The sequence below is a fragment of the Brucella sp. IR068 genome (assembly GCF_049065885.1).
Taxonomy (GTDB): Bacteria; Pseudomonadota; Alphaproteobacteria; order Rhizobiales; family Rhizobiaceae; genus Brucella; species Brucella intermedia.
The window spans coordinates 53,314-66,208 of sequence record NZ_JBAKHE010000008.1 but is presented as its reverse complement, the minus strand read 5'-3'; the positions used below and the strand labels follow the sequence as shown (position 1 = coordinate 66,208).

Genomic DNA, 12,895 nt, shown 5'->3' with positions numbered 1-12,895 from the left:
CCTTACCTTCCGTTAGCATGATCCCGAAAAGTTGCAGACTTTCCGGGAAATCATGCGGTAAACCAAACTCTAGAGCGCTTCCGCGCCCGAAATGATTTCGATCAGTTCCTTGGTGATCTGCGCCTGACGCTGGCGGTTGTACGTGATCGACAGCTTGTTGATCATGTCGCCCGCATTGCGCGTCGCATTGTCCATCGCGCTCATCTTCGCGCCCATCTCGCCCGCGACATTTTCCAGCAGAGCACGGAAAATCTGGACCGAGATATTGCGCGGGATCAGCGTCGACAGGATCGCCGCGGGATCAGGTTCGTATTCGTAGATCGCATCGCCTGCGGTCTCGCCGCCCGCACTGTCGCCAGCCGAAGCCGGGATCAGCTGCTGTGCGGTCGGAACCTGGGAGATCACCGACTTGAATTCGGAATAGAACAGCGTGCAGACGTCGAAAGCGCCTTCCTCGAACAGCTTGATGATCTTGTGGCCGATCTGGTCGGCATGCACAAAAGCGAGCTGCTTGACTTCGCGCAGATCGACATGATCGACCAGCAGGCTGGCAAATTCGCGACGCAGAATATCCGCGCCCTTCTTGCCGACCGTGATGATCTTGACCGTCTTGCCTTCAGCGAGGAGCTTGCGGGCATGATCGCGCGCAAGACGCGCGATCTGGCTGTTGAAACCGCCGCAAAGGCCACGTTCTGCGGTGCAGACGACGAGCAGATGCACGTCGTCCTTGCCCGTACCGGCCATCAGGGCCGGCGCATCTTCGCCGGTGACGTTCTGCGCGATATTCGCGAGAACGGCGCCCATGCGCTGCGAGTAAGGCCTTGCGGCTTCCGCAGCTTCCTGGGCACGGCGCAGCTTCGCCGCGGCGACCATTTGCATCGCCTTGGTGATTTTCTGCGTCGCCTTGACCGAGGCGATACGGTTTCTCAGATCCTTTAGTGAAGGCATCCGTTCATCCCGTCACAAGTTTCAGGCAAAGGACTTGGCGAAAGCGTCGATCGCTGCCTTGAGCTTGGCCTTGAGGTCATCGGTAATGGCTTTCTCGTTGCGGATGCCATCGAGCACATCCTTGTGCTCGGTGCGCAGCGAAGCGAGAAGACCTTCTTCAAACTTGCCAACCTGGCTGACGGCAAGCTTGTCGAGATAGCCGTTAACACCGGCGAAAATCACGGCAACCTGCTCTTCCGTCTTCAGCGGCGAGAACTGCGGCTGCTTCAGGAGTTCGGTCAGGCGAGCACCGCGGTTCAGAAGGCGCTGCGTCGCAGCGTCAAGGTCGGAACCGAACTGTGCGAAGGCAGCCATTTCACGATACTGGGCGAGCTCGCCCTTGATCGAACCGGCAACCTGCTTCATGGCCTTGATCTGGGCCGAGGAACCAACACGCGAAACCGACAGACCGACGTTAACAGCCGGACGGATACCCTGATAGAACAGGTTGGTTTCGAGGAAGATCTGGCCGTCGGTGATCGAGATCACGTTGGTCGGAATGAAGGCGGAAACGTCGTTGCCCTGCGTTTCGATGACCGGCAGAGCCGTCAGCGAGCCAGCGCCGTTTTCGTCGTTGAGCTTTGCAGCGCGTTCGAGAAGACGGGAGTGCAGGTAGAAAACGTCGCCCGGATAAGCTTCGCGGCCCGGAGGACGACGCAGCAGAAGCGACATCTGACGATAAGCAACGGCCTGCTTGGACAGATCGTCATAGCCGATGAGGGCGTGCTGGCCGTTGTCACGGAAATATTCGCCCATCGCGCAGCCCGCAAACGGTGCGAGGTACTGCATCGGAGCCGGATCGGAAGCGGTAGCCGCGATAACGATCGAATATTCCAGAGCGCCGCGCTCTTCGAGAACCTTGACGAACTGGGCAACGGTCGAACGCTTCTGGCCGACAGCGACGTAGACGCAGTACAGCTTGTCCTTGTCCGGGCCGTTATCGTGAATCGGCTTCTGGTTCAGGAAGGTGTCGAGGATGATGGCGGTCTTGCCGGTCTGACGGTCACCGATGACCAGCTCGCGCTGGCCGCGGCCAACCGGGATCAGGGCGTCGATGGCCTTGAGGCCGGTCGACATCGGCTCGTGAACCGACTTGCGCGGGATGATGCCAGGCGCCTTGACGTCGACGCGGCGACGTTCCTTGGCCTTGATCGGGCCCTTGCCGTCGATCGGATTGCCGAGAGCATCGACAACGCGGCCGAGCAGTTCCGGACCGACCGGAACGTCAACGATTGCGCCGGTACGCTTGACGACGTCGCCTTCCTTGATGTCGCGGTCGGCACCGAAGATAACGACGCCGACATTGTCGCTTTCAAGGTTCAGCGCCATGCCGCGAATGCCACCGGGGAATTCGACCATTTCACCGGCCTGAACATTGTCCAGACCATAGACGCGGGCGATACCGTCGCCAACGGACAGAACCTGACCGACCTCGGAGACCTCAGCCTCCTTGCCGAAGTTCTTGATTTGCTCTTTCAGGATAGCGGAAATTTCCGCGGCGCGGATGTCCATCAGCCGACCTCTTTCAGTGCAAGCTTGAGAGAAGAAAGTTTAGTGCGAAGGGACGTGTCGATCTGACGCGAACCCATCTTGACGATAAGACCGCCGAGGATCGACGGATCGACGGTGACATTGATCGTCACGTCCTTGCCGGCCACGCCCTTAAGCGTTGCCTTCAATTCGTTCTGCTGCGCCGCACTCAGTTCGTGCGCGGAGACGACATCGGCGGAGATTTCGCCACGATGCTCGGCAGCAATCTTGCGGAAAGCGGCAATGATGCCCGGCAGGGCGAAAAGACGGCGGTTCCGCGCGACGACGCGCAGGAAATTTCCGACCAGACCCTTGATGCCCGCCTTGTCGGCGAGAGCGCCGATGGCGTGAAGCTGATCTTCCGAGGAAAATACCGGACTGGAGATCAGTCGCTTGAGGTCTTCGCTTCCGCTCAGAAGCGCCTCGAAACGGTCAAGATCTTTTTCCACAGCTGCAACGGATTTCGCGTCGAGCGCGAGCTCGAAAAGAGATCCGGCGTAACGCTGTGCGACACCTGAAATGAGCGAAGACGTTTCAGCCACGAACAACCTGCTCTCTACGTTGAAACCATCCTTTTGGGGTCCAATCTTGCTCAGGACGCCAAGCCGATGATTTTATTGAATGTTTCCGGAAAACCACTGACGCGCGAGCACATCAACACCGAAATGTGATTGCCGTCTAGCATAGACGAACAGGACTCGCAACACGCGAATCCGGCACATTTGTGTAAGATTTGCCGCCTTTCGCGGTCAAAAAAGTCGCATCTGCTTGGGCGATGCACTCTTCCCTCACACAGCCTGCACGCCTGACGTGCAAAACCCGTCCGGTTCCGCTCAGGAAATGAAGCCGAATGCGTAGAGCAGCGGACCGGCGGCCAGCACGAATTCGACCAGTGCCGCCAGGCTGCCATAGAAGCGCCCGCCGGTCGGTCCGCCCCTGCGCCCGCCCGCATCGGACATCATCGAAATGAAGCGTCCGAACAGCGCGAATCCCCACACGGCGCCCAGAACGACCCAAAGAAAGGGCTGCGCGAAGATGAGGCATCCGAGCCCCACGCCCAAATAGGGACCGGCGAGCGTCGCGCGGATGGAGCCGTAACCTTCGGGACGGCCATTGATCGGCTGAAGCCGCAGCAGCTTCATGGTTATGCCGGGCGCAAAAAGCATGACAAGACCGGCCAGCGCCGTCAGGGCCGCAGAGCCCCAGGCGAGCCATTCTCCGGTCGTGGCAGGAAGATAGAATTCCATCGCATTTCCCCTTTCGGCACCCTCGTCGTTTCAGGCCATATAACGGAATTTGGCGTCACGTTCCATCCTGTGCAGGCTGTTCGGATTCTGGTTAGAGCTTGTCCTGTTTTTCATGCCTCGTTGGAAATGCTCTATCTGTTTGTTATCGCGCATCCTATCCGAAAACCGGTTCCCACTTTTCCGGATGCGCTCTACAGGAAGCTTTGCGGATCGATATCCACCTGCACCCTGATCGAGCCTTTTTCCTTCGGCCCGTTGGCAAGCAAGGCACGGATAAACCCTTGAATATCGGCGCGTTTTGTCCCGTGCACCAGAATGCGGAAACGATGCCTTCCGCGCACCAGCGCAAGCGGCGCTTCGGCAGGCCCAAGCACTGAAACCTCCGGGGAGGAAGGTGCGGCGCGGCGCAGCGCCCGCGCATGGTTTTCAGCGTCGGGCCGGTTGTCGGCGGAAATGATCAGCGCCGCAAGCCGTCCGTAGGGCGGCAGCGCGCTACGCTCGCGTTCCTCGATTTCGCGGGCGTAGAACGCCTCCGCGTCGCCGCTGACTATGGCCCGCATCACCGGGTGGTCAGGTTGATAGGTCTGGAGAAGGCCGAGGCTCTTGCGCCCGGTTCGCCCGGCGCGGCCCGTCACCTGATTGAGCAGCTGGAAGGTACGCTCTGCGGCGCGCGGGTCGCCATTGGCGAGCCCCAGATCGGCATCCACCACTCCTACCAGCGTCATGTTGGGAAAATTGTGCCCCTTGGCGACAAGCTGGGTGCCGATCACGATATCCGCCTCGCCTTTTGCGATAGCGTCGAGTTCCAGCCTGAGCCGCTTCACGCCTCCCGCCATATCAGACGAAAGAACGATGATTCGCGCCTTGTCGAAGGTCGCCGCCACTTCCTCGGCAATGCGTTCCACGCCGGGACCGCAGGCGACCAGATGATCCAGCGTGCCGCATTCGGGACAGGCCTGCGGAACCGGCTCGTGATAGCCGCACTGGTGACACATGAGCTGCCCGCGAAAGCGGTGCTCCACCAGCCAGCTCGAGCATTGCGGGCACTGGAAGCGGTGGCCGCAGACCCGGCACAGCGTCAGGGGCGCATAGCCGCGCCGGTTGAGGAACAAAAGCGCCTGTTCGCCGCGCTCCACCGTCTTGCCGACAGCTTCGGTCAGTGCGGGCGACAGAAACCGGCCCGGCGGCGGCGGAGAACGCCGCATGTCAATGGTCTTCAGGTCGGGCAGCGCCGCTTCCGCATAGCGCCCGTAGAGCTTGATTCGCTTGTAGCGGCCCTGCTCCGCATTGACCTGGCTTTCGATGGAGGGCGTGGCCGACGCCAGAACCACCGGAAAGCCGCTGATATGGCCGCGCACCACCGCCATGTCGCGGGCATTGTAGAAAACCCGGTCCTCCTGCTTGTAGGCCGGATCATGTTCTTCATCGACGACGATCAGCCCCAGTTCCTTGAAGGGCAGGAAAAGCGCCGACCGTGCGCCCGCCACAACCCGGACGGTCCCTTCCGCGATCTGCCGCCAGACGCGCTCGCGGGTGCGCGGCGCAAGGTCGGAATGCCATTCGGCGGGCTTTGCCCCGAACCGGTCATGGAAACGGTCGAGAAACTGCTGGGTCAGCGCGATTTCGGGCAGGAGAATCAGCACCTGCCTGCCCTGCTCGATCGCCTTGGCGACCGCTTCGAAATAAACTTCCGTTTTGCCCGAACCGGTTACGCCGTCGAGAAGCGAAACCGAGAAACCGCCTGCTTCAACCGCTTCCGACAGCATTTCAGCCGCCGCCTGCTGGTCTTCCGAAAGCGTGGCGCGCGCATAGTCGATATCCGGCCTTGCCACCACGGCTGGCGGCGGCAGCATGACTTCCTCGAAAACGCCTTGCGCCTTCAGCCCATCCACGACCGTCATCGAGACACCCGCCGCATGGGCAAGCCCGGATCTGGTCCAGGCAAGCCCGTCGCGGGCAAGCTCCATCACCCGCGACCGGGCGTCGGTCATGCGCTCCGGCTCGCTGCCGGAATAACGAAGGCCCGGCACCGATGGCTCGGGATCGAATGCAGCCGGCACGCGCAGGACCATGCGCGCCACCATGCCGGGCGGCGACAGCGTATAGTCCGCTGCCCAGCGCATGAAGCGCAGCATGTCGGCGCCCACCGGCGGACAATCGAAGACCTCGGAAATTTCCCGCAATTTTCTGGCATCGACCGCATCGGTTTCACCCTCGCAGACGATCCCCGCCACCTCACGCGGTCCAAGCGGCACGCGCACGATCGATCCGGGCTGGACGTTCATACCCGCCGGAACCATATATGAGTAAGGCCGCTCCGCGGGCATGGGCACGAGCACGGGAACCACCCGTGGCGCGAGCTCCGGAAACAGACCAGAAATCGGGTTTGCAATATCGTGCGAATCTTTCGACATGATCGCGTGACCTTGGCGCGGCTTTGCGCTAAAGAAAAGCCACCTTCCGGGAATTAAATGGTTTTAAATTCCTCAAATCCACCCGCGCTCATTATGGAGGAACGCTGTTATGAAGTTTTTCGTGGACACTGCGGACGTCAAGGAAATCCGCGAGCTCAATGACCTTGGGCTGGTCGATGGCGTGACCACCAACCCGTCCCTCATCCTGAAGTCGGGTCGGGACATTATCGAAGTGACCAAGGAAATCTGCAACATCGTCAAGGGCCCGGTTTCCGCCGAGGTTGCCGCGACGGAATATGAGCAGATGATGAAGGAAGCAGCCGTCATCTCCAAGATCGCCGACAATATCTGCATCAAGCTGCCTGTAACGCTGGACGGACTGAAAGCCTGCAAGGCCTTGTCTTCCGAAGGTCACAAGGTCAACATGACGCTGTGCTTCTCGGCCAATCAGGCGCTTCTGGCGGCAAAGGCCGGCGCGACCTTCATTTCGCCGTTCATTGGCCGCCTCGACGATACCGGCATCAACGGCATGGAACTGATTGCCGAAATCCGCACGATTTATGACAATTACGATTTCCGCACCGAAATTCTTGCCGCTTCGGTTCGTACCGTCAATCACGTCAAGGAAGCAGCCCTCATCGGCGCCGATGTCGTGACCGCACCACCGGCAACGCTCAAGGCACTGGTCAAGCATCCGCTGACCGACAAGGGCCTCGAAACCTTCCTCGCCGATTGGGCGAAAACCGGCCAGAAGATCGCCTGATCGGCGAACTTTTCAGACGCGTGAAAGGCGGGCCATCGGCCCGCTTTTTTATTCCAGCACGGTTTCCCCGTCCTGCTTGCTCACCCGGATCGGCCGCGCGCCGCATTGCTCTGCAATGGCGCTTGCAAGTGTGGCGGAATGCGTCACCACCCATATCTGGCTGCGCTCCGATGCCTGGGCGATCATGCGGGCAAGCGAGGGAAGCATATCGGGATGCAGGCTCGCCTCCGGTTCGTTGAGCGCGATCAGCGGCGGCAGGCGATAGGAAAGCAGCGCACCGGCCAGCGCCAGCATGCGGATCTGCCCATCGGACAATTCTCCGGCCCGGAACATGCGATGTGGAAAGGCCGGAAAATTCAGGCCGAACGTCGCCGTCTCGCCCGGAAAGGGAATATCCAGCGCCGCACCATCCAGCGCATCGGCCACCAGTCGATCCAGATCGACCGTATCCTGCCGGATATGGGCCAGCGTCGCGAAGACCGAGGCAAGATTGCCGCCGTCCTCGTCCAGCATGGCAGCGGTCGCGGCGATGGAGGGCTGACGCGCCGGTGCATCGCGGTCGCTTCGAAAGCCATGATAAAAGCGCCAGCTTCGCATCTGCGCGGCCAAATCACCGATCTCCGGATAATGGCCGGATTGTCCCAGCACCGCCAGCCCGCTTTCGGAAGTCAGCAAGCGTGCGGGATGTTCCATGCGCCGCCCTTCCCCGTCCCGTGCGAAGACAACGGGCCCGCGCCGGTCCATCAGGTCGACGGGGCGGCGCCCCGTATCAAGGCTGAGATTTTCTTCCTTGATCTGCGGCTCGAAGGGAAAGGCGCCCGAAACCGGCGGCGGCAATCCCGCCTCGACGCTATAGGCAAGTCGCGATGCCAGTCTTTCATCCTCGAAATGGGCTTCCAGAATGATGCGCGCCGGTTCGTGCTTGCGGCGGTTTCCGCCCCACATCGCCGATTGCATCCCGCCCTCACGCACGATTTCGGTTGAGAAATTGCCCTCGGCGGCCGCCTTCACCAGTTGCAGTGCGCGGTAGAGATTGGATTTTCCGGCCCCGTTCTCGCCCACAAAAACCGCTACCTGCCCGAGATCGACACGGACGGAACGCAGCGAGCGATAGCCTTTGGCGGAGAATGAAACGAGCCGCATAATTCTTCCCTGGAGCGTTCTCCGCGAAATAATTCACACTGGACAGCAATGCCCCTGAAAAAACAAAAGGCGGCACCGAGAGTACCGCCTTGTGTCATGTCACGCCATCGCAACAATCAGAGCTTCGACAATTTCTGCGCAAGAGCGAGGAAGACCTGTTCGGCCAGTTCTTCCGCGGCACGCTTGCGCGCGTCGCGTTCGGCGCGCAGGTTCGCAAATTCCTGGCGCGGACGGTCGAAGGAAGCGCCGACCGTGCGGGTGCCTGCGGCAAGCGGCTTGCCGTCCTTGTCACGCAGCACGAAGTTCGACGTCGCCTTGACGATACCGGACGATGGACGGCCGGTACGGTCGGTCTGGTCGCCAATGTCCACGCTCACCGCGGCAAGCGTAGAACTGCTCAGGCCAAGGCGCAGCCGATAGACCGGATTGGCCGGCTCACCGGCACCGCCGCCGAGCAGGAAGATGAGGCGATTGCGGACCTGCTGGCTGAAGACGTCGCCAGCCGGGTCGATCGCCACCGAAGCAAGCTTGGTGCGCATGTCCGGCGTCACGCTGCCGCCCATGGTTCCACCAGCGCCAGCGCCGGAGGAGTAAAGCGGCTGCACGGTGCATCCAGCCATGAGAACCGCGGCCCCGAGTGCGAAAATCGCAACGCGGAAAGCTTTGATTGCGGAGAAAAAGCGGTCAGGCAACGACATTGACGATCCTTTGCGGCACCACGATAACCTTCTTCGGCGAGCCCCCGTTGAGCGCAGCCTTGACGAAGTCAAGTTCGAGCACCGCCTGCTGGATGCTAGCTTGATCAGCGTCGCGTGCGATTGTCAAATCCCCACGCTTCTTGCCGTTGATCTGCACCGGCAGAACGATCTCGTTTTCCACCACCAATGCCGGATCGAACACCGGCCAGGCGCTGCGGGCGACCAGCGTTTCACGACCGGCAACCTTGCCACCCAGCGCTGCAAGGCACTGTTCGGCCAGATGCGGCATCATCGGCGCCAGCATCAGGATGAGCTTTTCCGTGGCGTCGCGGACAGCGCCCTTCAACGTGTCATCCGCATTGCCCGAAGCAACCTGCTGCAACGGTCCTGCAACCGTGTTGACCAGTTCGTAAAGACGGGCAACACCACGGTTGAAGGCCAGCTTCTCGATATCGTCGCCGACAGCCTTGACCGCCTTGTGCGCAGCCTTGGAAACGACAAGGGCTTCGCCCTCGGTACCGGTCTTGGGCGCAATGTCCTTCAACTGTTCGGCAGCTTCGGAGATCAGACGCCAGACGCGCTGCACGAAGCGGTGAGCGCCTTCGGCTCCGGCCTCTGTCCAGATCACGTCACGCTCGGGCGGCGAATCAGACAGCATGAACCAGCGCGCCGTATCGGCGCCGTAGGAAGCGATGATGTCATCCGGATCGACGACATTCTTCTTCGACTTCGACATCTTCTCGATAGAGCCGATTTCCACCGGCTCGCCCGTGGAGAGCAGGCTCGCCACGCGCTTGCCGTCGGTTTCCTCGATCCGGATATCGGCAGGCGCCACCCACTGGCCATTGGCCTTGTAGGTTTCATGCACGACCATGCCCTGCGTGAACAGGCCCTTGAACGGCTCGTCGATGCCGACATGACCGGCGACCTTCATCGCGCGGGTGAAGAAACGCGAATAGAGCAGATGCAGGATCGCGTGTTCGATGCCGCCGATATACTGGTCGACCGGCAGCCAGCGGTCGGCAACCGCGCGATCCGTCGGCTCGTTTTCCCATGGCGCGGTGAAGCGTGCATAGTACCAGGACGAATCGACGAACGTGTCCATCGTATCGGTCTCACGACGCGCATCGCCGCCGCATTTCGGGCACTTCACATGACGCCAGGTCGCATGACGGTCGAGCGGATTGCCCGGACGGTCGAACTCGACATCATCCGGCAACTTGACCGGCAGATCGGCGCGCGGCACCGGATTGACGCCGCAAGCCTCGCAATGGATCATCGGGATCGGGCAGCCCCAATAGCGCTGGCGGGAAATGCCCCAGTCGCGCAGGCGGAACTGTACCTTGCGGCTTGCCTGCGGACGATTGCCGAGCGTGGTGTTTTCCAGACGGTTCGCCACTTCATTGAAGGCGGCTTCCGGCGAAAGCCCGTCGAGGAAGCGCGAATTGATCATCACGCCATCGTCGGTATAGGCCGTCTCGCCAATGCTGAAGCTTGCCGCATCCTCGCCCTTCGGCAGAACGACAGGCGTGACCTTCAATTTGTACTTGTTGGCGAAATCCAGATCGCGCTGATCGTGCGCCGGACAGCCGAAAACGGCGCCCGTGCCATATTCCATCAGGACGAAATTGGCGACATAGACCGGCAGTTCCCAGTTCTCGTCGAACGGGTGCCTGACCTTCACGCCAGTATCAAAGCCCTTCTTCTCGGCCGTTTCGAGCGCCGCCAGCGATGTGCCCTGATGATGGCATTCATCGATGAAGCCGGTGAGCGGTGCATTGTTTTCGGCCAGCTTCTTCGCCAGAGGGTGATCGGCGGAGATCGCAACGAATGCCGCACCAAACAGCGTATCCGGGCGGGTCGTATAGACTTCGATTTCCGAGAAACCTTCCGGCGCGGTCTTGTCGTCCAGCCCGAAGCGGACCTGCAGGCCTTCCGACTTGCCGATCCAGTTGCGCTGCATCAGGCGGACCTTTTCCGGCCACTGGTCGAGCGTATCGAGACCGGCCAGCAATTCCTCGCTGAAATCGGTGATCTTGAAGAACCATTGCGTCAGTTCGCGCTGTTCGACCAGCGCGCCCGAACGCCAGCCGCGACCGTCCACCACCTGCTCGTTGGCAAGCACGGTGTTGTCGACCGGGTCCCAGTTGACCTTGGAAGTCTTGCGCGTCACCAGGCCCTTTTCAAAAAGGTCGATGAACAGCATCTGCTGGCGATGATAATATTCCACGTCGCAGGTCGCGAATTCACGCGCCCAGTCGAGCGAAAGCCCCATCGATTTGAGCTGGCCGCGCATGGTGGCGATGTTCTGGTAGGTCCATTCCTTGGGATGAACCTTGTTCTGCATCGCAGCATTTTCCGCAGGCATGCCGAATGCATCCCATCCCATCGGATGGAGCACGTTGAAACCCTTGGCGCGCTTGTAACGGGCGACAACATCACCCATCGCATAGTTGCGCACATGGCCCATATGGATGCGCCCCGACGGATAGGGGAACATCTCGAGCACATAATATTTCTCGCGGCTGTCGCTATTGTCGGTTTCGAAAGTCCGGTCTTCTTCCCAGACTTTCTGCCAATGAGCTTCCGCCACGCGCGGATTATAACGTTCGGCTGCCATGACCGTATTTACTCGCACGAAGGTGATGCAATAAGGAGAGTCGATATTTAATGGCGACCTTCACCACGTATTGGCGAAAGCGTCAACCTTTTGCGGATGAAAAGCCTGAAAGCGAGAGTTTCATGTCGGATATCGTAGCGAACCTGAACGCGGTCAAGGCCGCAATCGCCAGTGCCGAAAAGGAAGCACGGCGCGAAAAAGGCTCTGTGACACTCGTCGCGGTATCGAAAACCTTCGACGCCGACGAGATCCGCCCGGTGCTCGACGCGGGCCAGCGCGTCTTCGGCGAAAACCGCGTGCAGGAAGCGCAAGGCAAATGGCCGCAGCTGCGCGGGGATTATTCCGGCATCGAACTGCATCTCATCGGCCCGCTGCAATCCAACAAGGCCGCCGATGCCGTCGCTCTCTTCGACGTCATCGAAACCGTCGACCGCGAGAAGATCGCCGCCGCCCTGGCCGCCGAGATCAAAAAGCAGAACAAGACGCCGAAGCTCTACGTTCAGGTGAATACCGGGCTGGAAGAACAAAAGGCCGGGATTGCCCCGAAGGAAGCGGTCGCCTTCGTCGAACGCTGCCGCAAGGAACATGGCCTCGCAATCGAAGGGCTGATGTGCATCCCGCCTGCGGATGAAAATCCCGGCCCGCATTTCGCACTCCTGGAAAAGCTTGCCCGTGAGGCTGGCGTTGAAAAACTCTCCATGGGCATGTCGGGCGATTATGAAACCGCCATCGGCTTTGGCGCGACATCGGTGCGTGTCGGCTCGGCCATCTTCGGTGGGCGGAGCTATGCCAACCCCGCCTGAATTGTGACCCCTACTGCTTGTTTTTGTCGCATGATCCTGCGCAAAACCGCATCACACTTTTGCTGGAAATGCTCCTAATGCAGGACGATCTCGCCCTGCACATTCCTCCAGTCCGAAGGGCCAAGCAGCCGGAAATGCGTGTAGCTGACCGAATGCAACGGCCCGTCGATTTCCCGATTCCAGAATTCGATGAAATGATTGAGCACCGGAAAATCCGGCGCGAGGTCATAATCCTGCCAGACGAAAAGCTGCAGCAGATGCGGATGATCGGGCAGGTGATAGAAGACTTTCGCCGTCGTCAGGCCGTAGCCGGCGAGTTGCAGTTCAAAGGCTGATTTCGCGTTCAAAGCGGACGTCGTCATGGCGATTTCCCCTTTTTGTGAAGAGCCATATTGCATGGCTCCTGATTAGAAGATAATCACTCCAAATGGTTTTTAAACTGTAAAAACAATATATTAGCAACAGTCGGCGGCGAGTGCTGCCAGTTGCCGTTTCTGACGATGCGTCATTGTGGATCATGGACGCGCCGATTGTCTAATTTACCTTGCCCGCAATGGAAGGTAGACAGGCACCCGATGGTCTCGCCATTCACGGCAGGCCGTCTCATCCGGCGGGAGGTGCCGGGCAGTTTTGGGTGCATTATGCGTGCGGGACATGTCTGTCCGGTTCGCACAATGCTGAAGGAGGACA

At 60.2% G+C, this 12,895-nt stretch carries 11 protein-coding genes; 2 read left to right on the top strand and 9 right to left on the bottom strand.

Annotated features, from left to right (window positions below; all coding sequences use genetic code 11):
* Positions 1–69: 69 nt before the first annotated feature.
* The 5 genes from ACOWVS_RS14695 to ACOWVS_RS14675 all read right to left on the bottom strand — a co-directional run bounded on the left by ACOWVS_RS14695 (position 70) and on the right by ACOWVS_RS14675 (position 6,178).
* Positions 70–948, bottom strand: a complete 879-nt coding sequence (locus ACOWVS_RS14695; RefSeq protein WP_006467810.1) for a F0F1 ATP synthase subunit gamma — start codon at positions 946–948, stop codon at positions 70–72.
* A gap of 21 nt (positions 949–969) precedes the next feature.
* The gene (atpA, locus tag ACOWVS_RS14690) at positions 970–2,499 is read right to left on the bottom strand and encodes a F0F1 ATP synthase subunit alpha (protein WP_006467811.1); all 1,530 of its coding nucleotides are present in this window, start codon (positions 2,497–2,499) and stop codon (positions 970–972) included.
* Positions 2,499–3,059 (bottom strand): F0F1 ATP synthase subunit delta, encoded by a 561-nt coding sequence (locus ACOWVS_RS14685; protein ID WP_031347290.1) that lies wholly within the window; start codon positions 3,057–3,059, stop codon positions 2,499–2,501. Before ACOWVS_RS14685 ends, atpA begins: the two co-directional genes overlap by 1 nt.
* Before the next feature lie 291 nt (positions 3,060–3,350).
* Positions 3,351–3,764, bottom strand: a complete 414-nt coding sequence (locus ACOWVS_RS14680) for a hypothetical protein (RefSeq protein ID WP_006467814.1) — start codon at positions 3,762–3,764, stop codon at positions 3,351–3,353.
* A 191-nt stretch (positions 3,765–3,955) separates the two neighbouring features.
* Positions 3,956–6,178, bottom strand: coding sequence for a primosomal protein N' (locus ACOWVS_RS14675; RefSeq protein ID WP_075042048.1), 2,223 nt, complete (start codon positions 6,176–6,178; stop codon positions 3,956–3,958).
* A 109-nt stretch (positions 6,179–6,287) separates the two neighbouring features.
* Here ACOWVS_RS14675 and fsa point away from each other — a divergent pair, with 109 nt between their 5' ends.
* Entirely contained in the window at positions 6,288–6,941 is a 654-nt protein-coding gene (gene fsa, locus ACOWVS_RS14670) for a fructose-6-phosphate aldolase (RefSeq protein ID WP_006467816.1), read from the top strand.
* Between the two features lie 48 nt (positions 6,942–6,989).
* Here fsa and ACOWVS_RS14665 read toward each other — a convergent pair whose 3' ends face one another.
* From ACOWVS_RS14665 to leuS, 3 genes are all read right to left on the bottom strand, one after another.
* The gene (locus ACOWVS_RS14665; RefSeq protein WP_063620174.1) at positions 6,990–8,084 is read right to left on the bottom strand and encodes an AAA family ATPase; all 1,095 of its coding nucleotides are present in this window, start codon (positions 8,082–8,084) and stop codon (positions 6,990–6,992) included.
* Between the two features lie 116 nt (positions 8,085–8,200).
* Entirely contained in the window at positions 8,201–8,782 is a 582-nt protein-coding gene (lptE, locus tag ACOWVS_RS14660) for an LPS assembly lipoprotein LptE (protein WP_063620175.1), read from the bottom strand.
* Complete coding sequence (gene leuS / locus ACOWVS_RS14655) at positions 8,769–11,402, bottom strand: leucine--tRNA ligase (protein ID WP_063620176.1); 2,634 nt, start codon at positions 11,400–11,402, stop codon at positions 8,769–8,771. Before leuS ends, lptE begins: the two co-directional genes overlap by 14 nt.
* 122 nt (positions 11,403–11,524) lie before the next feature.
* On the opposite strand from leuS, the gene ACOWVS_RS14650 reads away from it, so the two are divergent.
* Positions 11,525–12,205 (top strand): YggS family pyridoxal phosphate-dependent enzyme, encoded by a 681-nt coding sequence (locus ACOWVS_RS14650; protein ID WP_063620199.1) that lies wholly within the window; start codon positions 11,525–11,527, stop codon positions 12,203–12,205.
* A 74-nt stretch (positions 12,206–12,279) separates the two neighbouring features.
* On the opposite strand, the gene ACOWVS_RS14645 is transcribed toward ACOWVS_RS14650, so the two are convergent.
* The gene (locus tag ACOWVS_RS14645; RefSeq protein WP_006471250.1) at positions 12,280–12,567 is read right to left on the bottom strand and encodes an usg protein; all 288 of its coding nucleotides are present in this window, start codon (positions 12,565–12,567) and stop codon (positions 12,280–12,282) included.
* Positions 12,568–12,895: the final 328 nt, after the last annotated feature.

Excerpts from the sequence above, each read along its gene's own strand:
- atpA (WP_006467811.1), bottom strand. The coding sequence starts at position 2,499 with ATGGACATCCGCGCCGCGGAAATTTCCGCTATCCTGAAAGAGCAAATC.
- ACOWVS_RS14675 (WP_075042048.1), bottom strand. The coding sequence starts at position 6,178 with ATGTCGAAAGATTCGCACGATATTGCAAACCCGATTTCTGGTCTGTTT.
- leuS (WP_063620176.1), bottom strand. The coding sequence starts at position 11,402 with ATGGCAGCCGAACGTTATAATCCGCGCGTGGCGGAAGCTCATTGGCAG.
- lptE (WP_063620175.1), bottom strand. The coding sequence starts at position 8,782 with ATGTCGTTGCCTGACCGCTTTTTCTCCGCAATCAAAGCTTTCCGCGTT.
- ACOWVS_RS14695 (WP_006467810.1), bottom strand. The coding sequence starts at position 948 with ATGCCTTCACTAAAGGATCTGAGAAACCGTATCGCCTCGGTCAAGGCG.
- ACOWVS_RS14680 (WP_006467814.1), bottom strand. The coding sequence starts at position 3,764 with ATGGAATTCTATCTTCCTGCCACGACCGGAGAATGGCTCGCCTGGGGC.
- ACOWVS_RS14650 (WP_063620199.1), top strand. The coding sequence starts at position 11,525 with ATGTCGGATATCGTAGCGAACCTGAACGCGGTCAAGGCCGCAATCGCC.
- ACOWVS_RS14645 (WP_006471250.1), bottom strand. The coding sequence starts at position 12,567 with ATGACGACGTCCGCTTTGAACGCGAAATCAGCCTTTGAACTGCAACTC.
- ACOWVS_RS14665 (WP_063620174.1), bottom strand. The coding sequence starts at position 8,084 with ATGCGGCTCGTTTCATTCTCCGCCAAAGGCTATCGCTCGCTGCGTTCC.
- fsa (WP_006467816.1), top strand. The coding sequence starts at position 6,288 with ATGAAGTTTTTCGTGGACACTGCGGACGTCAAGGAAATCCGCGAGCTC.